This window comes from Rubrivivax gelatinosus IL144 (assembly GCF_000284255.1).
GTDB lineage: Bacteria > Pseudomonadota > Gammaproteobacteria > Burkholderiales > Burkholderiaceae_C > Rubrivivax > Rubrivivax gelatinosus_A.
Genome location: NC_017075.1, coordinates 308,012 through 328,928 on the forward strand (window position 1 = coordinate 308,012; position 20,917 = coordinate 328,928).

At 69.4% G+C, this 20,917-nt stretch carries 22 protein-coding genes; 8 read left to right on the forward strand and 14 right to left on the reverse strand.

What is annotated here, in order from left to right; genetic code table 11:
* Positions 1-13 precede the first annotated feature (13 nt).
* Together RGE_RS01400 and RGE_RS01405 are read left to right on the forward strand one after the other, a co-directional pair.
* Entirely contained in the window at positions 14-1,258 is a 1,245-nt protein-coding gene (locus RGE_RS01400) for a cation:proton antiporter (RefSeq protein WP_014426523.1), read from the forward strand.
* Positions 1,255-2,379: a YbdK family carboxylate-amine ligase gene (locus tag RGE_RS01405; protein ID WP_014426524.1), complete on the forward strand. Its 1,125-nt coding sequence runs from the start codon at positions 1,255-1,257 to the stop codon at positions 2,377-2,379. The genes RGE_RS01400 and RGE_RS01405 overlap by 4 nt, the downstream gene beginning before the upstream one ends.
* Before the next feature lie 30 nt (positions 2,380-2,409).
* Here the strand turns inward: RGE_RS01405 and RGE_RS01410 are convergent, their stop codons facing one another.
* The 3 genes from RGE_RS01410 to apaG form a co-directional block, all read right to left on the reverse strand.
* Positions 2,410-2,850 (reverse strand): hypothetical protein, encoded by a 441-nt coding sequence (locus RGE_RS01410; RefSeq protein WP_014426525.1) that lies wholly within the window; start codon positions 2,848-2,850, stop codon positions 2,410-2,412.
* A 149-nt stretch (positions 2,851-2,999) separates the two neighbouring features.
* On the reverse strand, positions 3,000-4,973 hold the full coding sequence (locus RGE_RS01415) for a site-specific recombinase (protein WP_014426526.1): 1,974 nt from the start codon (positions 4,971-4,973) through the stop codon (positions 3,000-3,002).
* A gap of 16 nt (positions 4,974-4,989) precedes the next feature.
* Entirely contained in the window at positions 4,990-5,364 is a 375-nt protein-coding gene (apaG, locus tag RGE_RS01420) for a Co2+/Mg2+ efflux protein ApaG (protein WP_014426527.1), read from the reverse strand.
* Between the two features lie 34 nt (positions 5,365-5,398).
* On the opposite strand from apaG, the gene rpe reads away from it, so the two are divergent.
* A complete protein-coding gene (rpe, locus tag RGE_RS01425; RefSeq protein WP_014426528.1) occupies positions 5,399-6,061 on the forward strand; it encodes a ribulose-phosphate 3-epimerase in 663 nt (220 codons plus the stop codon).
* Between the two features lie 108 nt (positions 6,062-6,169).
* Here the strand turns inward: rpe and RGE_RS01430 are convergent, their stop codons facing one another.
* The 10 genes from RGE_RS01430 to RGE_RS01470 form a co-directional block, all read right to left on the reverse strand.
* On the reverse strand, positions 6,170-6,862 hold the full coding sequence (locus RGE_RS01430; RefSeq protein WP_014426529.1) for a hypothetical protein: 693 nt from the start codon (positions 6,860-6,862) through the stop codon (positions 6,170-6,172).
* 138 nt (positions 6,863-7,000) lie between these two features.
* Complete coding sequence (locus tag RGE_RS23890; RefSeq protein WP_148280096.1) at positions 7,001-7,342, reverse strand: hypothetical protein; 342 nt, start codon at positions 7,340-7,342, stop codon at positions 7,001-7,003.
* 435 nt (positions 7,343-7,777) lie between these two features.
* Positions 7,778-8,272: a DUF2059 domain-containing protein gene (locus RGE_RS01435; protein ID WP_014426531.1), complete on the reverse strand. Its 495-nt coding sequence runs from the start codon at positions 8,270-8,272 to the stop codon at positions 7,778-7,780.
* Between the two features lie 607 nt (positions 8,273-8,879).
* Positions 8,880-9,839, reverse strand: coding sequence for a branched-chain amino acid ABC transporter permease (locus RGE_RS01440; RefSeq protein ID WP_014426532.1), 960 nt, complete (start codon positions 9,837-9,839; stop codon positions 8,880-8,882).
* On the reverse strand, positions 9,839-10,723 hold the full coding sequence (locus tag RGE_RS01445) for a branched-chain amino acid ABC transporter permease (RefSeq protein ID WP_014426533.1): 885 nt from the start codon (positions 10,721-10,723) through the stop codon (positions 9,839-9,841). Before RGE_RS01445 ends, RGE_RS01440 begins: the two co-directional genes overlap by 1 nt.
* A gap of 135 nt (positions 10,724-10,858) precedes the next feature.
* Positions 10,859-12,067 (reverse strand): ABC transporter substrate-binding protein, encoded by a 1,209-nt coding sequence (locus RGE_RS01450; protein WP_014426534.1) that lies wholly within the window; start codon positions 12,065-12,067, stop codon positions 10,859-10,861.
* Between the two features lie 40 nt (positions 12,068-12,107).
* Positions 12,108-12,809 (reverse strand): ABC transporter ATP-binding protein, encoded by a 702-nt coding sequence (locus RGE_RS01455; protein ID WP_014426535.1) that lies wholly within the window; start codon positions 12,807-12,809, stop codon positions 12,108-12,110.
* Complete coding sequence (locus RGE_RS01460) at positions 12,809-13,582, reverse strand: ABC transporter ATP-binding protein (protein WP_014426536.1); 774 nt, start codon at positions 13,580-13,582, stop codon at positions 12,809-12,811. The genes RGE_RS01455 and RGE_RS01460 overlap by 1 nt, the downstream gene beginning before the upstream one ends.
* Entirely contained in the window at positions 13,579-14,346 is a 768-nt protein-coding gene (locus RGE_RS01465) for an IclR family transcriptional regulator (RefSeq protein ID WP_014426537.1), read from the reverse strand. The genes RGE_RS01460 and RGE_RS01465 overlap by 4 nt, the downstream gene beginning before the upstream one ends.
* 174 nt (positions 14,347-14,520) lie before the next feature.
* Positions 14,521-14,958, reverse strand: coding sequence for an Lrp/AsnC family transcriptional regulator (locus tag RGE_RS01470; protein WP_014426538.1), 438 nt, complete (start codon positions 14,956-14,958; stop codon positions 14,521-14,523).
* A 134-nt stretch (positions 14,959-15,092) separates the two neighbouring features.
* Here RGE_RS01470 and RGE_RS01475 point away from each other — a divergent pair, with 134 nt between their 5' ends.
* Together RGE_RS01475 and gph are read left to right on the forward strand one after the other, a co-directional pair.
* The gene (locus tag RGE_RS01475; protein WP_014426539.1) at positions 15,093-16,187 is read left to right on the forward strand and encodes a saccharopine dehydrogenase family protein; all 1,095 of its coding nucleotides are present in this window, start codon (positions 15,093-15,095) and stop codon (positions 16,185-16,187) included.
* Between the two features lie 49 nt (positions 16,188-16,236).
* Complete coding sequence (gene gph, locus RGE_RS01480) at positions 16,237-16,908, forward strand: phosphoglycolate phosphatase (protein WP_014426540.1); 672 nt, start codon at positions 16,237-16,239, stop codon at positions 16,906-16,908.
* Here gph and RGE_RS01485 read toward each other — a convergent pair.
* Complete coding sequence (locus tag RGE_RS01485; protein WP_014426541.1) at positions 16,897-17,508, reverse strand: chalcone isomerase family protein; 612 nt, start codon at positions 17,506-17,508, stop codon at positions 16,897-16,899. The genes gph and RGE_RS01485 overlap by 12 nt on opposite strands.
* 288 nt (positions 17,509-17,796) lie before the next feature.
* On the opposite strand from RGE_RS01485, the gene trpE reads away from it, so the two are divergent.
* The 3 genes from trpE to trpD are packed head-to-tail and all read left to right on the forward strand — an operon-like array spanning position 17,797 to position 20,915.
* Complete coding sequence (gene trpE / locus RGE_RS01490) at positions 17,797-19,272, forward strand: anthranilate synthase component I (RefSeq protein WP_014426542.1); 1,476 nt, start codon at positions 17,797-17,799, stop codon at positions 19,270-19,272.
* Between the two features lie 2 nt (positions 19,273-19,274).
* Entirely contained in the window at positions 19,275-19,865 is a 591-nt protein-coding gene (locus tag RGE_RS01495; RefSeq protein WP_014426543.1) for an anthranilate synthase component II, read from the forward strand.
* Positions 19,866-19,880: 15 nt separating this feature from the next.
* Positions 19,881-20,915: an anthranilate phosphoribosyltransferase gene (gene trpD / locus RGE_RS01500; RefSeq protein ID WP_014426544.1), complete on the forward strand. Its 1,035-nt coding sequence runs from the start codon at positions 19,881-19,883 to the stop codon at positions 20,913-20,915.
* Positions 20,916-20,917: the final 2 nt, after the last annotated feature.

Sequence of the window (20,917 nt, forward strand, 5' to 3'; positions counted from 1 at the left end):
CAAGGAGAGAGGGATGCTCGAAGACATTGCAGGTTACCTGCAGATCGAGTCGTGGCCGCTGGTGCCGCAGATGCCGTTCTGGGGGGCGCTCGCGCTGGTCGCCGGCGCGCTGCTGGGCGAAGGCGTGCGGCGTGCGTTCGGCGTGCCGCGCATCGTCGGCTACAGCGCGGTCGGCCTGGTCATCGGCCTGGGCGGCTGGGGCGGCGGCGTGCTGCACGGCCCGGCGCGGCTGGTCGTCGACCTGGCGCTGGCGCTGCTGCTGTTCGAGCTGGGCAGCCGCGTGCGCCTGCGCTGGCTGCAGGCCAACCCGGCGCTGCTGGCCACCAGCGCGCTCGAAGCCTTCGCCAGCCTGGCCGCGATCTACCTCGCGCTGCGCGCCTTCGGCCAGCCGGTCAACGTGGCGCTGGCCTGCGCGACGCTGGGCACCTGCGCTTCGGGTGCGGTGATCGCGCGCGTGGCCGGCGAGCTGAAGTCCGCCGGCCAGGTGACCGAACGCATGATCGTGCTGACGGCGCTGAACACGCTGCTGGCGGTGCTGGCGCACAAGCTGGTCATCGGCTGGCTGCACCTGGACGTCGGCGGCGACTGGGTGCGTGCGGTGTCGCAGCCGCTGTGGGCCTTCGGCGGCTCGGTGCTGCTGGCGGCGCTGCTGTCGCGGCTCGTCGCCTGGGTCGCGCGCCGGCTGGACCTGCGCGACGAGAACGCCGCGCTGCTGCTGCTGGGCATGATCGTGCTGGCGCTGACCGTCGCCCAGCTGCTCAACCTGTCGACGCTGCTGGTGCCGCTGCTGGCCGGCGTGCTGCTGCGCAACTCGACCGAACGCCCCTGGGTCTGGCCGCGCCACTTCGGCACCGCCGGCGGCGTGCTGGTGCTGATGCTGTTCGTCGTCGTCGGCAGCGTCGTCACGCTGGACGCGCTGCTGGTCGGCGGCGGGCTGGCGGTCGTGCTGCTGCTCGCCCGCGGCATCGCCAAGACCGCCTCGGTCTTCGCCTTCGCGCGCTGGAGCGGCATCGGCCTGCGCCAGGCCGCCGGGCTGTCGCTTGCGCTGACGCCGCTGTCGGGCACGGTGCTGGTGCTGCTGACCGACCTGCAGCTCACGCACCCCGGCTTCGCGCCGGCGGTGGTGCCGATCGTGTTGTCGGCGATCGCCTTCATGGAGCTGCTGGGGCCGCTGGCGGTGCAGGCCGGCCTGCGCCTGGCTGGCGAGCACCGGCCCGAGCCTTCGTGGCGCGCGCCGCAGGCGGAGGTGGCGGCATGAGCCTCGAGAAGTTCTCCGATTCGCGCCCGCTGACGCTGGGCGTCGAGCTCGAGCTGCAGATCGTCTCGACGCACGACTACGACCTGACCCCGGCGGCCGCCGACCTGCTGCGCCTGCTGGGCAAGCGCAAGCTGCCCGGCAGCATCGTGCCCGAGATCACCGACAGCATGATCGAGCTGTCGACCGGCATCTGCGAGGACCATGCCGACGCGCTGGCGCAGCTGACCGAGATCCGCGACGCGCTGGTCGCCTCGGCCGACAAGCTGGGCGTCGCGCTGTCGGGCGGCGGCACGCACCCGTTCCAGGACTGGAGCCAGCGCCGCATCTTCGACAAACCCCGCTTCAAGCAGATCAGCGAGCTCTACGGCTACCTGTCCAAGCAGTTCACGATCTTCGGCCAGCACGTGCACGTGGGCTGCGCCAACGCCGACGAGGCGCTGGTGCTGCTGCACGGGCTGGGGCGCTACATCCCGCACCTGATCGCGCTGTCGGCCTCGTCGCCCTTCGTGCAGGGCACCGACACCGCCTTCCACTCGGCGCGGCTGAACTCGGTGTTCGCCTTCCCGCTGTCGGGCCGCGCGCCCTTCGTGCTGACCTGGGAGGACTTCGGCGTCTTCTTCGCCAAGATGACGCGCACCGGCGTCGTCAAGAGCATGAAGGACTTCTACTGGGACATCCGGCCCAAGCCCGAGTTCGGCACGATCGAGGTGCGTGTGCTCGACACCCCGCTGACGATCGAGAAGGCCGCGGCGATGGCCGGGCTGATCCAGTGCCTGGCGCGCTGGCTGCGTGTCGAGCGCCCGTTCCAGCCGGCCGAGGACGATTACCTGCCCTACACCTTCAACCGCTTCCAGGCCTGCCGCTTCGGGCTGGACGCGCTCTACGTCGACCCCGGCAGCGGCGAGCACCGCCCGCTGCGCGAGGATCTGCAGGCGCTGCTGGTCCGCCTGGAGCCGCACGCCGCCGACCTGCGCGCCGAAGGTGCCTTGCAGTTCCTGCGCCGCGAGCTGGAAGGCCACGGCAACGACGCCTGCTGGATCCGCGCGACGCAGGCGCGCGAGCACCTGCTCAACGAAGTGGTGCGGCGGCAGACGCTGCGCTGGGCCGGACGGGGCGGCTGAGCGCCGGCTCCGTGCCGGGTCAGCGCGGGCTCAGCGCGAGTACGCCGCCTTCGCCTGCCGCCGGCTCTCGGCCAGCGAGCGCAGCGCCTTGTCGAGGCCCATGCTGTCGACGGCCGAGTTGATCGCCTGCATCAGCAGTTCCTCGGCCTTGTCCTGGCTGGCGTAGTCGTTGGTCTTGGTCGACGAGCCGCCGAACTCGTTGGTGAAGACCATCAGCGTCTTGTCCTTGAGCATCACGGTCGCCCAGGCGATCGACTTGTTGCCCAGCACCGTGGCCTGGCCGTCGATGACCAGCGCCGCATTGGCGGCGGCCAGCTTCTGGCAGACCTGGTCGTAGTTCTCGAAGCCCCAGCCGTTCTGGCGCACGATCTTGATGATCTGCTCGGTCGAGGTGTTGTAGTTGACCGAGCAGGCGCCGGCCTGGAACGGGGTGGCGCAGACGGCGGCGACGAGGGCAAGTTTCTTCAGCATGGTGATGTCGGGAAGATCGACGCGTAGGCCGGCCGGGGCGCGTCGCCAGCGCCTCGGGCGTCGTTCGGGGCGGGCCGTCCGCTGCGGCCTGCCGTCCCCCCTTTCGGCCCGGACGGGCCGTGACTTAAGTCCCGCCCGGCGGCCCGGCTTCAGCCCTGCGGCGGCCGCACGAAGGACAGCGGGTCGCGCCGCAGCCGGCGCCAGACAGCCGCGGTGATGCGCTGGCGCTCGCGCACCTGGATGCTGCGCGAACGCAGCGCCACCTTGAACGCGAGCCAGAAGCTCACCGTCAGGTTCAGCACGCCGGTCAGCAGGATGCCGGCCGCGCACCACCAGAACGCCGGCTGGCGCAGCACCTCGAAGCCCAGCGCGCCGGCAGCCGCGGCCAGCTGGCCGGTGGACAGCGTCACGTGGCGCACCTCCAGCGGCAGCGCGAAGAACGAGGCCAGCGCCGGCACCAGGCCGAGCATCATGCCCAGCGAGACGTTGGCCACCAGGCCCGAGACGTTGGCGCGCCACCAGGCCGCCCAGCGCTGCGCTCGCGCCTGGCCCAGCCGGGCGACGAAACGCGGGTTCCAGGCGATCGCGCTGTCGAGCCGGTGGTAGACGAACCAGTTCTCGGCCCAGCCGGCGATCAGCGAACTGGCGAACAGCAGCACGCCGGTGAAGGCGGCGTAGAGCAGCGTCGGGCCGAGCAGCGTCAGCGAGTGCAGCACGTACTCGGCCTGGTGCTCGCCGACCAGCGGCACGCCGAAGATGCCTTCCCAGGCGAGCTGGATCGTCAGCGCGATCGGCCCGCAGACCGCGAGGTTGCCGATGATCCCGGCGGCCTGCGAGCGGATCAGTTGCGCGACGCGGTCGACGAAAGCCTCGATCTCGGCGTCGCCGGTGCCGGCGGCCAGCGACTCGGCCATCGCCGGCGCCGTCATCGCCGGCTGCTTGGTCGCCACCGTCCAGTGCAGCAGCATGATGACGACGAAGCTGGCGGCGTAGTTCACGCCCGACCAGAAACCGGTCCAGAACGCCGCCAGGCCGAGCGCGGCGATCGCGAACTTCAGGTAGGTGGTGCCGGCGATGACCGCGCCGCCGCCGGCAGCAGCACGCAGCATCTCGCGCCACTCGCCGAGGTCGCGCGTGATGTAGTGCGAGCCCGTCTCGGCGCTGCGTTCGGCCACCTGGCGCGCCAGCAGCGAGTAGTGGCGCGCCAGCAGCCGGCGCAGGCCGCGTTCGTCGTCGGCGACGTGCAGCAGCTCCTGCACCAGCGCACGCAGCGCCGGCAGCGGCTGCGGCGCGAGCACGCAGTCCAGCAGCATCTCGATGCGCAGCGTGCGCTGGCGCATCTGGTCGAGCTCGTAGACGATGTCCACCGAGACGCCGTATTCCTCCAGGTGCCCGGTGACGCTGGCGGCGGCCTGGCGGCAGGCGTCGAGCAGCGCGCGCAGCACGTTGGCCTCGCGCAGCGCGTCGGCCACGCGGCCTTCGACGACGGCCTCGCGCACCGCGTCGGCGGCGCGCGTCAGCTGGCGGAAGGGTTCGCCCGACAGCGCCTGGCGGTCCATGCGCCGGCGCAGCGGCGGCAGGTAACCGCTGGCGTGCACCGCGCTGACGAGGATCGTGATCGCGTCGAGCATCGCCGGGCGCCAGCCGCTGGCGCCTTCGGGGTCGACGAGGGTGGCGATGCGCTCCAGCGTCGGGTCGTCGAGCTGCTCGATCCAGCGCGCGTCGCCCGGCTGGAACAGCAGCTGGAAGAGTTCGGCCAGGTCCTGCGTCTCGGGCGTCTGCGGCAGCCACTGCACGCGCAGCCGGCGGCCGACCTCGCCGAACAGCGAGTGGCGCGCGCCGAAGCCGAACTCGGCGAACAGCGCCGCCTTGTCGATGCCGCGCCAGAAGCCGGCCAGCATGCCCTGCAGCCGGCCGCGGAACTCGGGCTGGCCCTCGGCGGCGTTGAGCAGCAGGCCCAGGCGTGCCAGCGGCGGGCCGATCGAGGCGCCGGCGCGGCGCGAGGCCGGCGCGTGGCGCAGCCATTCGAGCAGGCGCACCAGCCAGAGGTGGCGGGCGGCGGGGCCGGCCGCGGGGTCGGCGGCGTTGACGAGGGCGCTGAGATCCCAGGTCGGCTGCGTCATCGGCGCGGGCGGCCGCTCAGTGCAGCTGGCCCGGCGAGACGAGCGCGAACTCGGGCACCGGGGCTTCGAACGCGTGCGCGTCCTCGGTCATGCAGAAGAAGGTGCCGCGCATGCGGCCGAAGGGCGTGGCGATCATCGTCCAGCTCGTGTACTCGAAGCTCTCGCCGGGCGCGAGCAGCGGCTGGTGGCCGACGACGGCCAGGCCACGCACCTCCTCGACCTGGCCCTGGGCGTCGGTGACGATCCAGTGGCGGGCGACGAGCTGGGCCGCGATGTCGCCGGTGTTGCGCACAGTCACCGTGTACGAGAACGCGTAGGGGCCGTCCGGCGGTTCCGAACGGTCCTCCAAATACTGCACGCGCACGCTGCAATCGAACCGGGGCTGGGCCATCGGGGCATTGTAGGCAGGCCCCTAGAATTTCCGGATGACCACGTACCGCATCGCTCCTTCGCTCCTGTCGGCCGATTTCGCCCGCCTGGGCGAGGAAGTCCGCAACGTCGTCGCCGCCGGCGCCGACTGGATCCACTTCGACGTGATGGACAACCATTACGTCCCGAACCTGACCTTCGGCCCGATGGTCTGCCAGGCGCTGCGCAAGCACACCGAGGCGCCGATCGACGTGCACCTGATGGTGCAGCCGGTGGACGCGCTGGCCACGGCCTTCGCCAAGGCCGGCGCGGACCTGGTGAGCTTCCACCCCGACGCCAGCACGCACGTCGACCGCACGCTGCAGCTGATCAAGGCCGAAGGCTGCCAGGCGGGCCTGGTGTTCAACCCCGCCGAGCCGCTGGATGTGCTGGAGTGGGTGATCGACAAGGTCGACCTGGTGCTGATCATGAGCGTCAACCCGGGCTTCGGCGGGCAGAGCTTCATCGACAGCGCGCTGAGGAAGATCGAGAAGGCGCGCAAGATCATCGACGCGTCCGGCCGCGACATCCGGCTGGAAGTCGACGGCGGCATCAAGGTCGACAACATCCGGCGTGTGGCGGATGCCGGCGCCGACACCTTCGTCGCCGGCAGCGCGATCTTCAGCCAGCCGGACTACGCAGCAGTCATCGCGGCGATGCGGGCCGAGCTGGCGCGCTGAGGTCTTGCGCGGCGCCGCTGCTGGCTCAGCGGCGCTGGTCTGATCGTGAGGTGTTCGCGGTACGCCCGCACCGGCTCGGAGGCGGGGAGGGGCGGCAGATGCCAGGCGTCATTTCGTGGCGCGTTGGGCGCTGGCGTGCTTGACCACCTGACCGACGGATTTGGCGCCCGGTGCGTAGGCCGCCATGGCCGCGCCAACCACCATCAGGAAGACGGCTGTTGCCGTGAACGGCCAAATCGTCCGGCCGAAGGCGCTGGCAAGCCAGTGCTGCCGGTCTTGGCCACGCAGATGGCGAAAGAGAGCGTAAGACAGCGCCCCGTCGACCAGGACTTCGGCGAACAGGACCGGTGCGATGTACACCACGTACAGCAACGCCACGGCGATGCCGACGGCCAGGGCGATCGCCGCCAGGGGGATGGCGGCTTCATCGGCCTGCGCCGCGGTTTCGGCTGCTTCGCGTACTGTTCCAAGCGGTGAAGCGACCGCTTCGTCCACGGGAGCCGCCGAGCCGTCGAAGGCGGCCGTGGCGCCGCCCCCGCCGAAATCGCCCCCGCCTCCGCTCTGGAGGTCGGGTGGTCCGCCGGACTCTCCGCGGCTGAGAGCGAGGTTGACGATGTCCGGAGCATCCCGATAGTCATCGGCGTTCGTCCTGAGCCAAAGCCAGATCAGGAACAGGAAGAACAGGTAGGCGAAGGCCAGCGCCAGCGGATAGCGCAAGGCCATCGAGTCCAGGCCGAGCCGCAGCAAGGTGAACGACGCCAGGAGCCCGAAGCCGCCGGTGAGCGCGACGATCAGCGCCATCTGAAGGCGCGGAAAGGACTCTCGAATCAGGCGGCGTTTTACGCGCTGGACGACGAGCTCTCGGCGGTTCGTGAGCATGGGGCGAGCTACGGTGTCCTTGCAGGACGCTTGATGGGCGGCCCGAGAGACTGTTCGACGCTACTGAGGGCGGAGTCCCGTGGTCAATGTGACGTTGCCGCCGTTCTTCAATGTGATGTCGTCCTTGCAGAGCAGCGTGAAGGTCGGGCTATGGCTCACGCAGACCGGTTTGTCATCCTTGGGCGATGGAATGGAAAGCGTTTCTCCGGCTTTGACCGGGTAGATCTCTGAATGATCGCGCCCAACCAGGAAGTAGCAGGTGCCGCCCGATGCGAAGCCGCACTTCAACGACGCCGCATTGTGTTCCGGGTCGGGACTGATGGTGCCGGAGACCGAGCCCGGAATGAGCGCGCATCCGGACAGCGCGACGATGGCCATACCGAGGCCGACAACGGCTTTCACTTCTTCTCTCCCGACGTTCTGTGGTGTTGTGACGGATGGCTTGTTCCGGTGCCCAGGAGGCGCCGGCAGCGGCCATTCTGGCCTCGGGAAAGTCCTGTTCCGCCGCGCGCCGCCCGCCCTAAGGAGGACGTCTGCTCAATAGCGAGCGGCCTACCGCACGCCGAGGGCGTCGGGTAGTTGGCGGAGGGAATACGAAGGGAGTTGCCACAACCCCGCACTGCTCGCCGAGTTCAGTATCAGCTTCGCGCAGCCACCCAGGCGCTCAGCGAGGGCTTGGCCGACGAGCAGGCAGACGCCACCCACGAGATGCACTGGCTGGTTCCCGTGGTACGGCTGCGGTGGGGCGAACTCGACTGCCCCTTTGCCTGGGGGCCCTGGGCTGACCCGCGAACTGCTCGCTGCGGCCTCTTGGCAGATACAAGGCTTCACTGTTTGCTATTTGATTCCTGCCTCGCTGAGCGCGTCGTTCATGGCGGAACTGATACGGGGGAGCATGCCTTTCAGTCGCTCCTGCGTGGCTGCCGTAGACCTTTGAATGATTGCTGGCATCTTCTCGATGGTTGCCTTGCCGGCGGGCGTCTCATAGAACGCGATCATTCCATCGATCTCCGACTGGTCGAGCACATCTCGATAGATCTGAACGTAGACAGGCTTCAGGTTGGACCAGTTGAAGTCCTGGCGTATCGCGGCGGCGAGCTTTGCCGGGGCTACGTCCAATAGCTTGTGCTGTTCTACCGTCAGTTGTTTGCCCTGGGTCGCTGACATCATGCCAATCCGAATGTTCTCCTCCAACTGGGAGAGCATGCCATCCATCAGGCTTTCAGTCTTGGTGATCGCTAGCAACTTCTCGATCGATGCTTCGGTCGGTGGGCCAGCATAAACCGGCGCCGAGGCGGTCACGATAGAGAGCAGAATAATGAAGCGTTTCATGTGCAGAGGGGATGAGGCGGTTTGATGTGAGGTCTAACGCAAAAAATCAACGGCCTGCGCGGTATTTTGCGCGGGTCTGGTGAATTCAAGTTTGGTCATGGCTCACTGAAGGCGCGTAAGTGATTGCGCCTCCGGAATGAGCCATGGTTCGTGACCATCGACGGAGTAGAACTCCAGTTGCGACAAATTACCCTCGTTCTCAAGTAGGGACGCGGCAACGAGGCCATCGACGGAGAGGGTGCGTGGTTCTGTCGGAGCAAAGAAATGCAAGGCGGAGTGCTGGGTTGCCATGGCTGACTCGCTATATGCAACGCCCGAGCGCCGCATATCACATCCAATGTCCGCGTAAAAGACACCCCTGACTACGGTTCAAGTCCTTCTCTCGATTGAGATTTCCGTTTTTGGGTGACCCGCGTCACAGGCGTAAAACCGATGCCGGAAACGGCGTCGATTAAAGACGATTCTGAGGCGCCCCGCCGAGCCCGCCAACCCTTCCGCCCGCTTACGGGGGGACATGACCGGAACCGGCCACCCGGCGGCCGTGGCTCGCACCGACGGTGGCGCGCCGGCCAGCGCCAAGCAACAGAGCCAGAAGCGAGAGGAGCTTTCAGCCCCCCGCCGCCGCCCGCTCCAATTTGCGCCGCTGCATCCACGCCAGCGCCTCCCCGACGAACCCGCGGCGGAAGGCGACGACGCAGGCGACGAAGATGCCGCCGATGATCACCGTCACCCAGGAGCCGACGCGGTCGGCCAGGAAGTTCTGCAGGCCGATGATCGTGAAGGCGCCGATCACCGGGCCGGCGAAGGTGCCCATGCCGCCCAAGAGCGTCATCAGCACCACCTCGCCCGACAGCGACCAGTGCGCGTCCGACAGTGTCGCGAAGCCCAGCACCAGCGTCTTCAGCGCCCCGGCCAGTCCGGCGATCGCCGTGCTCAGCACGAAGGCCAGCAGCTTGTAGCGGTCGACCGCGTAGCCCAGCGAGACGGCGCGCGGCTCGTTCTCGCGGATCGCCTTCAGCACCTGGCCGAACGGCGAGTGCACGATGCGGATGATGGCCGCGAACACCGCGACGAAGACCGCCAGCACGAGGTAGTACATCACCCGGTCGTCGGCCAGAGACAGCACGCCGAACAGATGGCCGCGCGGCACGCCCTGCAGCCCGTCCTCGCCGCCGGTGAACGGCGCCTGCAGGAAGACGAAGTAGACCATCTGCGCCAGCGCCAGCGTCACCATCGCGAAGTAGATGCCTTGGCGGCGGATCGCGATCAGCCCGACCACGAGGCCGACCGCCGCGGCGATCAGCGTGCCGGCGACGAGACCCAGCTCCGGCGACCAGCCGGCGCTGCGCACCAGCCAGCCGGTGGAATAGGCCGCGGCGGCGAAGTAGGCCGCGTGGCCGAAGGACAGCAGCCCGGTGTAGCCCAGCAGCAGGTTGAAGGCGCAGGCGAAGATCGCGAAGCACAGCGCCTTCATCACGAAGATCGGGTAGATGCCCAGCCAGGGCGCCAGCAGCAGCACCAGCAGGCCCAGGGCCCAGCCGAAGCGGGCGAGGCGTTCGCGGTCCATCACTTCTCCTTGCCGAACAGCCCGGCCGGCCGAAGCATCAGCACGATGGCCATGATCACGAAGACGACGATGTTCGAGGCCTCGGGGTAGAACACTTTGGTCAGGCCTTCGACGACGCCCAGCACCAGCCCGGTGAGGATGGCCCCGAGGATCGAGCCCATGCCGCCGATCACGACGACCGCGAAGACGACGATGATCAGGTTGGCGCCCATCAGCGGCGTGATCTGGATCACCGGCGCGGCCAGCACCCCGGCCAGCGCCGCCAGCCCGGCGCCGGCGGCGTAGGTCAGCGCCACCATCGCCGGCACGTTGACGCCGAAGGCCTGCACCAGCGACGGGTTCTCGGTGCCGGCGCGCAGGTACGAGCCCAGCCGCGTGCGCTCGATGACGAACCAGGTGCCGAAGCACACCGTCAGCGAGGCGACGATGACCCAGGCGCGGTAGTTCGGCAGGATCATGAAGCCCAGGTCGGTGGCGCCCTGCAGCGCCTCGGGCACCGGGTACTGCTGGCCCGAGACGCCGAACTGGTCGCGCAGCACGCCTTCGGCGATCAGCGCCAGGCCGAAGGTCAGCAGCAGGCCGTAGATCGGGTCGACCTTGTACAGGCGCTTGAGCAGCGTGCGTTCGATGACGATGCCCAAAGCGCCCACCACCAGCGGCGCCAGCACCAGCGCCGCCCAGTAGTTCAGCCCGAACTTCTCCAGCGACAGCCAGGCGACGTAGGCGCCCAGCATGTACAGCGCGCCGTGGGCGAAGTTGACGATCCCCAGCAGCCCGAAGATCACCGCCAGCCCCAGGCTGAGCATGGCGTAGAACGAGCCGTTCACCAGGCCGAGCATCAGCTGGCCGAGGAAGGCCTGCAGCGGGATGCCGAGGATCTCCATCTCAAGTCTCCGAGTCGCCTGACGCGATGCGTTCGGCGTCCCGCCGAGGCATCAAGCGGACGCCGCGGACGGGCTTGGCCCGGCCGCTGGCGTCGCCCCCTTGAGGGGGAGCGGCGAAGCCGCTACGGGGGTGGGTCATTTCCAGAGCGCGCACTTCGATTCGGCCTTGGTCGTCCAGGCCTCCTCGCCCTTGAAGGTCTGCACGACGTTGTAGTAGTCCCAGGGCTCGGTCGACTTGTCCGGCGTCTTCACCTGCATCAGGTACATGTCGTGCACCATGCGGCCGTCGCCGCGGATAAAGCCGTCCTTGGCGAAGATGTCGTTGATCTTGGTCTTGCGCATCTGCGCCAGCACCTTGTCGGGGTCGTCGCTGCCGGTGGCCTTGACGGCCGCCAGGTACTGCGTGGCCACCGAGTAGTCGCCAGCCTGCAGCGACGAGGGCATGCGCTTCATCTTCTCGAAGAAGCGCCGGCCCCAGGCGCGCGTCTCGGCGTCGCGGTTCCAGTACCAGCTGTCGGTCAGGTACATGCCCTGGGTCGTCTTCAGGCCCAGCGAGTGGATGTCGTTAATGAAGACCAGCAGGCCGGCCAGCTTCATCGACTTGGTGATGCCGAACTCGTTGGCCGCCTTGATGGCGTTGATCGTGTCGCCGCCGGCGTTGGCCAGGCCCAGGATCTGCGCCTTGCTGGCCTGCGCCTGCAGCAGGAAGGAGGAGAAGTCGGTGGCCGACAGCGGGTGCTTGACCGAGCCGACGACGTTGCCGCCGGCGGCCTTGACCACCGCCGAGGTGTCGTTCTGCAACTGCGCGCCGAAGGCGTAGTCGGCGGTCAGGAAGTACCAGCTCTTGCCGCCGGCCTTGACCACCGCGTTGCCGGTGCCCTTGGCCAGTGCGACGGTGTCGTAGGCCCAGTGCACGGTGTACGGGTTGCACTGGTCGTTGGTCAGCGCCGAGGTGGCGGCGCCGACGGCGATGAAGGGCTTCTTCTTCTCGGCCGCCACCTTGGCCATCGCCAGGCTGGTGCCGGAGTTGGTGCCGCCGATCAGCAGGTCCAGGCCCTGGGTGTCGAACCACTCGCGCGCCTTGGCGGCGGCGACGTCGGCCTTGTTCTGGTGGTCGGCGAACACGACCTCGATCTTCTTGCCGGCGACGCTGCCGCCGGCGTCGGCGATGGCCATGCGGATGGCCTCGACGCCGCCGGCGCCGTCGATGTCGGAGTACAGCCCCGACATGTCGGTGATCAGGCCGATGCGGATCACGTCGCCCGAGATCTGGGCGTGGGCGCTGGTGCCGACAGCGGCCCCCAGCAGCAGCGAGCAGGCGGTGGCGATCTTGCCGAGTTTCATGCTTGTCTCCGTCGTGGTTGTGGGGCGGCCGCGGCCGCGTTCAGACACCGAGGATCTCGTGCAGGCGCTCGCGGCGCGCCGGCAGCTCGGCCTGGGTGAACTCCTGCGTCACCTGGCCGTGTTCCATCACCAGAAAGCGGTCGGCCAGCGGCGCCGCGAAACGGAAGTTCTGCTCGACCATCACGATCGTGTAGCCCTGCTTGCGCAGCGCGACGACCATCTCGGCGAGCTTGTGCACGATGACCGGGGCCAGGCCCTCGCTGATCTCGTCGAGCAGCAGCAGCCGCGCGCCGGTGCGCAGGATGCGCGCCACGGCCAGCATCTGCTGCTCGCCGCCCGACAGCCGCGTGCCCTGGCTGGACGCACGTTCGCGCAGGTTGGGGAACATGGCGTAGATCTGCTCGACCGACATGCCGCCGGTGGCCAGCGTCGGCGGCAGCAGCAGGTTCTCCTCGGCCGACAGGCTGGAGAAGATGCCGCGCTCCTCGGGGCAGTAGCCGATGCCCAGGCGCGCGACGCGGTGCGTCGCCATCGCGATGGCCTCGGTGCCGCGCACCTTGACCGAGCCGCGCCGTGCGCCGGTCAGGCCCATGATCGCGCGCAGCGTGCTCGTGCGCCCGGCGCCGTTGCGGCCCAGCAGCGTCACGACCTCGCCTTCGTCGACGTGGAAGTCGACGCCGTGCAGCACGTGCGACTCGCCGTACCAGGCGTGCAGGTCGCGCACTTCCAGGAAGCGGCTCATCAGTGCGCCCCCACCAGCTCGGCGTCGGCGCTGCCCATGTAGGCCTCGACGACCGCCGGGTTGCGCGAGACCTCGGCGTACGGCCCTTCGGCCAGCGTCGCGCCGCGCTGCAGCACGGTGATCGTGTCGGCGATGCTGGAGACGACGCTCATGTTGTGCTCGACCATCAGGATCGTGCGCTCGGCCGACACCTGCTTGATCAGCTGGCGCACGCGGTCGACGTCCTCCAGCCCCATGCCCTGCGTCGGCTCGTCCAGCAGCATCAGCTCGGGCTCCATCGCCAGCGTCGTCGCGATCTCCAGCGCGCGCTTGCGGCCGTAGCTGAGCTCCACCGCCAGGTGGCCGGCGTACTCGCCCAGGTCGACGGCGCGCAGCAGCTCGCGGGCGCGCTCGTTCAGCGTGTGCAGCGAGCTTTCGGCGCGCCAGAAGTGGAAGGAGTTGCCGAGCTTTCTCTGCAGCGCCACGCGCACGTTCTCCAGCACGGTGAGGTGCGGGAAAACCGCCGAGATCTGGAACGAGCGGATGACGCCGCGGCGCGCGATGTGCGCCGGCGACTCGCCGGTGATGTCGTGGCCGTTGAAGACGATGCGCCCGCTGGTCGGGCGGATGAACTTCGTCAGCAGGTTGAAGCAGGTCGTCTTGCCGGCGCCGTTGGGGCCGATCAGCGCGTGGATGTGGCCGCGGCGCACGCGCAGGTTGACCTTGTTGACCGCGACGAAGCCCTTGAACTCCTTCGTCAGCTCGTGTGTCTCGAGGATGTATTCGGCGCTCATCGTGTGTCCTCGCGGGCGCCGAGTCGGCGCGAGAGCGTGCGCGCGGCCTGGGTCACGAGACGCTGCTGGCGCTCGAGCTTGTCCGCGTCGACGGTGGCCTGGTTCAGGCAGACGGCGATGCCGGCCACCGGGCGGCCGGCGGCGTCGAGCACCGGCGCGGCGATCGAATAGACGCCCTCGCGCACGTGGCCGTCGTCGACGGCGTAGCCGCGCTCTCGCGTCCGGGCCAGGTCGGCGAGCAGGGCGTCGAGGTCGGTGGCGCCGGCGGGCACCAGCGCGCGCACTTCCTCGGGCGGCAGCCACGCCAGCATCGCCTTGCCGGTGCCGGCCACCCAGGCCGGCAGCCGCATGCCCAGGCTGAAGGCCAGGCCCAGCGGGCGCGCGCTGTTGCGCACGCCGACGTAGACGACGTCGGGGCCGTTGAGCACCGACAGGATCAGCGTCTCGTCGGGCGCCGGCACCTCGCGCCACAAGGCGTCGAACTCGGCGGCGACGTGGGTGCTGGCGACGAAGGCCGCGGCCAGCGTCATCACGCCGGGGCCGATCTGCAGCGCGCCGTTGTCGACGCGGCGCAGGTAACCGCAGTCCAGCAGCGTGCCGCACAAGCCGTGCACGCTGCTGCGCGGCAGCTTCAGCGCCGCGGCGAGGCCGGCCATGCTCATCGGCCGGCGTTCGCGCGCCAGCAGGTCCAGCAGCGAGACCGCACGCGCGACCGCCGGCACCCGGGCGGCGGGACGTTCGGTGATCGGCAGACTGGTCGTCATCGTTGTTCGATTGGCTGAACGGGGTTCAGGGTGCTGAACGGCCGGGCCAGTCTAGGCAGCGTCAAACCCCCATGCGCGGCGCTTGCGGGAAAGCGTGGATGGGGATGTCCCGTCCCTGCGAAAGCGGGGCGGGACCGACCCTCGGTGCGCCGTGACGGCGCGCGTCAGAACTGCTCAGGCCGTGCGGTCGACACGCAGCGCGAGCACGACCGAGGTCGTCGTCTTCGTCACGCCGTCGATCTCGCCGATCTCGTCGAGCAGCGTGTCCAGGCGCGCGGTGGAGTCGGTGCGGATCAGCGCCAGATAGTCGAACTCGCCGCTGACCGAGCACAGCTGGCGCAGCTCGGGCAAGGCTGCCAGCCGCCGCGTGACGTCGCGCGCGGACTTCGGTTCGGTCGTGATGCCGACCCAGGCCTGCACGCCGCGTTCGGCTTCGTCCAGGCCCAGCCGCACCGTGTAGCCGACGATGACGCCGCTGCGCTCCAGGCGCTCCAGCCGGGCGATGACGGTGGTGCGTGCGACGCCCAGCTTGCGCGCGAGCTCGGCCGTGCTCTCGCGGGCATTGGCCTGCAACAGGGCGATCAGGTCACGGTCCATCTGGTCGCGGGGCATCGCTGCATTATGTCGATACAGACCGACGAAACGTCGGCTGCCGCGTGTATTTCGTCGTTCTCGACCTATCTTGTGTCAAGACGGCTTCCTAGACTGCGCCGCATCGCCACCCACCGCCCGGAAGGACCCGAACGATGCGCGTGACCCTGCTCGGAGCTGGCCACATCGGCCAGACCATCGCCCGCCTGCTGGCCACCAGCGGCGACTACCAGCTGACCGTCGTCGACCGCCAGAGCGAGCCGCTGGCGCTGCTGGACGGCCTGCCGCTGGCCACCCGTGTCGCCGACACCGCCGACGACGCCGTGCTGCTGGCGCTGCTGCGCGGCCAGGACGCGGTGATCAACGCGCTGCCCTACTACCTGGCGACGCGCGTCGCGACGCAGGCGCGCGAAGCCGGCTGCCACTACTTCGACCTCACCGAGGACGTCGCCGCGACGCGTGCGATCAAGGCCCTGGCCGAAGGCGCGAACACGGCCTTCATGCCGCAGTGCGGCCTGGCGCCGGGTTTCATCGGCATCGTCGCGCATCACCTGGCGCAGAGCTTCCAGGAGCTGCACGAGCTGAAGATGCGTGTCGGCGCGCTGCCGGCCTTTCCGACCAACGCGCTGAAATACAACCTCACCTGGAGCGTCGACGGCCTGATCAACGAGTACTGCCACCCCTGCGAAGCGATCCGCGACGGCCGGCCGACCGAGGTGCTGGCGCTGGAAGGCCTGGAGCACTTCTCGCTGGACGGCACCGAGTACGAAGCCTTCAACACCTCGGGCGGCCTGGGCACGCTGTGCGAGACCTGGGCTGGCCGCGTGCGCACGCTGGACTACAAGAGCGTGCGCTACCCCGGCCACCGCGCGCTGATGAAGCTGCTGCTGGAGGAACTGCTGCTCAAGCACGACCAGGGCACGCTCAAGGACATCATGCGGCGCGCGATCCCGAGCACGATGCAGGACGTGGTGCTGGTCTTCGTCACCGCCAGCGGCCTGCGCGGCGGCGCGCTGGTGCAGGAGGTCTTCGCGCGCAAGATCTTTGCCGAACGTTCGCCGGCGCATCCGACCTCGGCGATCCAGATCACGACGGCCGCCGGCATCTGCGCCGCGGTCGACCTGTTCCGCGAAGGCCGGCTGCCGCAGCGCGGCTTCGTGCGCCAGGAGCAGGTGCCGCTGCCGGAGTTCCTGGCCAACCGCTTCGGCAGCGCCTACCAGCAGTCGCGCCAGGTCGAGAGCATCGGCTGACGCCGGGCGGCCCAGGCAGAATGCGGCCCCTTCGTCTCACGGGGCCCGCATGGATCTCTCGCACTGGGGCGGCTTCGACGCCGCCATCGTCGACCTCGACGGCACGCTGGTCGACACCGTCGGCGACTTCGAACTCGCGCTCGGCGGCGCCTTGCGGGACCTGGGCTACACGCCGGTGTCGCGTGCCTTCATCTCGCGCACCGTCGGCAAGGGCACCGAACACCTGATCCGGCGCACGCTGGCCGAAGCCGGCGCGCCCGAGACCATGTACGAAGCGGCCAACGCGCGCTACCGCGAGCACTACCTGCGCATCAATGGCCAGGCCTCGACCGTCTACCCCGGCGCGGCGGAAGGCATCGCGGCGTTGAAGGCGCGCGGCCTGAAGCTGGCCTGCGTGACCAACAAGCCGGCGGCCTTCGCGCTGCCGCTGCTGGCCGCCAAGGGGCTGGCCGCCTCGTTCGACATCACCTACGGCGGCGACGCCTTCGAGCGCAAGAAGCCCGACCCGCTGCCGCTGCTCAAGGCCTGCGAGGCGCTGGGCACGACGCCGGCGCGCACGCTGATGATCGGCGACTCGCAGAACGACGCCCAGGCGGCGCGCGCCGCCGGCTGCCCGGTGGTGCTGGTGCGCTACGGCTACAACCACGGCGAGCCGGTCGAGGCTGCCGGTGCCGACGCGGTCGTCGACCGCATCGACGAGCTGCCGGCGCTACTGGCGTGAACCGGCGGGCCGCGGCTCGCGGCCCAGCAGCGCGTCCTTCAGCGCCGCGTCGGCGGGCCGCGGGCCCAGCCAGATGCTCAGCAGCGAGCTGAAGAACTCGGGCTCGCGAATCGGCTCGCCGGCCGACTTGCCGTTGACGAACACCGTCGTGCCGACGCCGGGCACGTAGTCGACGCTGAAGTTGTCGCCCGCGACCAGCTTCTTGCGCGCCGAGAAGATGTCGGCCATGCGCAGCGTGCCGGGGATCGACTGCACCCAGTGCTGCGGCGGTGCGTTGTCCTCCATGCCGCGCGTGAACAGCCGGCCGAGCTCGTTGGCCTCGATATCGCGCAGCATCACGACGTGCATGCGCTTGGGGCCGGGCATCGCCAGCACCGCTTCCGGCGTATTGGCGCGCTGCGGCAGGTACAGCCCGGCGGTGTAGACCTTGAACACCAGCTTGTAGCGCACGCCGGCGCCGTTGAGCGCCAGGCTGCTGCCGCCCACCGCGGCGGCCGCGGGGTAGGGCACGCCGGCCGGCTCGGCGGCGGTCTGGGCGTGGGCGGCGGTGCCGGACAGCAGCGGAGCCACGACGAAAGCCAGCAGGGCGCGACGGTGCATGGGCGGCGAAGGATGAAACAGGTTGTACGAAGCCTCAGTCTCGCATCGCAGGGCGCAGGCCGCGGTCGCGCCGGTTACACTGGGCGTGCTCATGTTCACGGCCCACGCATCGACCGAAGGTTCCCGCGACCGGGGGGCTTGGCCCTGGCGCCGCTCTCGCTAGCCTCGCCTGACCGCGCGTCAGGCCACGCCGCGAAGCGCTGACATCCCCGTCGGCGCCGCTTCCGCAAGACAGATGCAGTCCCTGAGCCAAGACGCGCCGGGAGACTGTCGCGAGAGGGCCCAGAAGTGATCACTGAACTCGAATTCAAGAGCCTGGCCGAGCAGGGCTACAACCGCATCCCGCTCATCGCCGAGGCCTTCGCCGACCTCGAGACCCCGCTGTCGCTGTACCTGAAGCTGGCCGGCGGCCAGCGCAACAGCTTCCTGCTCGAATCCGTCGTCGGCGGCGAACGTTTCGGCCGCTATTCGTTCATCGGCCTGCCGGCGCACACGCTGCTGCGTTCGACCGGCTGGGTGACCGAGGTCGTCAGCGACGGCGCCGTCGTCGAGACCCACGACGGCAACCCGCTGGACTTCGTCGAGGCCTACCAGAAGCGCTTCAAGGTCGCGCTGCCGCCGGGGCTGCCGCGTTTCTGCGGCGGGCTTGCCGGCTACTTCGGCTACGACGCGGTGCGCTACATCGAGCCGCGGCTGGCCAAGACCGAGAAGCCCGGCGGCCTGGACACGCCCGACATCCTGCTGCTGCAGACCGAGGAGGTCGCGGTCATCGACAACCTGTCGGGCCGGCTGTACCTGATCGTCTGGGCCGACCCGTCGGCGCCCGAGGCCTATTTCCGCGGCAAGAAGCGGCTCGCCGAGCTGACCGACCGGCTGCGTTATTCGGTCACCGCGCCGCAGGTCAAGCGCGGCCCGAGCTACGCCGTCGAGCGCGAGACGCCGCGCGCGCAGCTCGAAGACGCTGTTCGCCGCTGCAAGGAGTACATCGCCGCCGGCGACTGCATGCAGGTCGTCATCGGCCAGCGGCTGAAGAAGCGCTACACCGAGAGTCCGCTGTCGCTGTACCGCGCGCTGCGTTCGCTGAACCCGTCGCCCTACATGTACTACTACGACATGGGCGACTTCCAGATCGTCGGCGCCAGCCCCGAGATCCTGGTGCGCCAGGAGACGACGGCCGAAGGCCGCAAGGTGACGATCCGCCCGCTGGCCGGCACGCGCCCGCGCGGCGCGACGCCCGAACGCGACGCCGCCATGGCCGCCGAGCTGGCCGCCGACCCGAAGGAACGCGCCGAGCACCTGATGCTGATCGACCTGGCGCGCAACGACATCGGCCGCATCGCGCAGACCGGCAGCGTCAAGGTCACCGAGGCCTTCGCGATCGAGCGCTACTCGCACGTGATGCACATCGTCAGCAACGTCGAGGGCCTGCTGAAGGAAGGCGCGACCAGCCTGGACGTGTTCCGCGCCAGCTTCCCCGCCGGCACCTTGAGCGGCGCGCCCAAGATCCGGGCGATGGAGATCATCGACGAGCTGGAGCCGGTCAAGCGCGGCATCTACGGCGGTGCCTTCGGCTACCTCAGCTTCGCTGGCGACATGGACCTGGCGATCGCCATCCGCACCGGCATCGTCCAGCACAACACGCTGTACGTGCAGGCCGCGGCGGGGGTCGTCGCCGACTCGGTGCCCGAGCTGGAGTGGAAGGAGACCGAGGCCAAGGCCCGGGCGCTCATCCGCGCGGCGGAACTCGTGGAAGAGGGGTTCTGATCATGCTGCTGATGATCGACAACTACGACAGCTTCACCTTCAACCTGGTGCAGTACTTCGGCGAGCTCGGCGAGAACGTGCATGTAGTGCGCAACGACGAGATCGACGTCGCCGGCATCGCGGCGCTGAAGCCCGACCGCCTGGTGCTGTCGCCCGGGCCGTGTTCGCCGGCCGAGGCGGGCGTCTGCATCGAGGCCATCCGCCACTTCACCGGCAAGCTGCCGCTGCTGGGCGTCTGCCTGGGCCACCAGGCTATCGGCGCCGCACTCGGCGGCAAGGTCATCCGCGCCAAGGTGCAGATGCACGGCAAGGCCAGCGAGATCACCACCGATGGCCGCGGCGTCTACGCCGGGCTGCCGGAGCGTTTCTCGGTCATCCGCTACCACTCGCTGGCCATCGAGCGCGAGACGCTGCCTGCCGAGCTGGAAGTCACGTCCTGGACCGAGGACGGCGAGATCATGGGCGTGCGCCACCGCGAACTGGCCGGCGGGCCGGCGCCGCTGGAAGGCGTGCAGTTCCACCCCGAGTCCATCCTCAGCGAACACGGCCACGCGATGCTGAAGAACTTCCTGCAGATGGGCGCCGCGCGCTGAAGAGGGAGCAAGACCATGCCGATCACGAACACCGAGGCGCTGACCCGCGTCATCGAGCACCGCGAGATCTTCCACGACGAGATGCTGGACCTGATGCGCCGCATCATGAGCGGCGAGATGTCGCCGGTGATGATCGCGGCGCTCGCCGTCGGGCTGCGCGTCAAGAAGGAAAGCATCGGCGAGATCGCCGCCGCCGCCCAGGTGATGCGCGAGTTCGCGACGCCGGTGCCGCTGGCCGACCGCCGCGGCCTGGTCGACATCGTCGGCACCGGCGGTGACGGCTCGCACACCTTCAACATCTCGACCGCGTCGACCTTCGTCGCCGCCGCGGCCGGCGCGCGTGTCGCCAAACACGGCGGGCGCAGCGTCTCCTCCACATCCGGCTCGGCCGACGTGATGGAGGCGCTGGGTGCGCACCTGAACCTCACGCCCGAGCAGGTCGCCGCCTGCCTGGAGGAAACCGGCATCGGCTTCATGTTCGCGCCGAACCACCACGCGGCGATGAAACATGCCGCGCCGGTGCGCAAGGAACTCGGCGTGCGGACGATTTTCAACATCCTGGGCCCGCTGACCAACCCGGCCGGCGCGCCCAACCAGTTGCTCGGGGTCTTCCACCCCGACCTGGTCGGCATCCAGGTGCGCGTGCTGCAGCGCCTGGGCAGCGAGCACGCGCTGGTCGTCTACGGTACCTGCGGCATGGACGAGATCTCGCTGTCCGGCGAGACGATGGTCGGCGAACTGAAGGGCGGCGAGGTGCGCGAGTACGTCGTGCATCCCAGCGACTTCGGTCTGCCGGTCTACGACGCGCGTGTGCTGCGTGTCGCCAACCGCGAGGAGTCGGTCGGCTGCATCCGCCGCGTGCTGGCCAACGAAGACGGCCCGCAGCGCGACATCGTGCTGCTCAATGCCGGCGCGGCGCTGTACTGCGCCGGTGTCGCCGGCACGATCGCCGACGGCGTGCGCCGGGCGCGGGAAGCCGTGGCCTCCGGCGCCGCGGCGGCCAAGCTGGCGCAGTACGTCGAGGCCAGCAACCGCCACCGGGCCGCCTGACG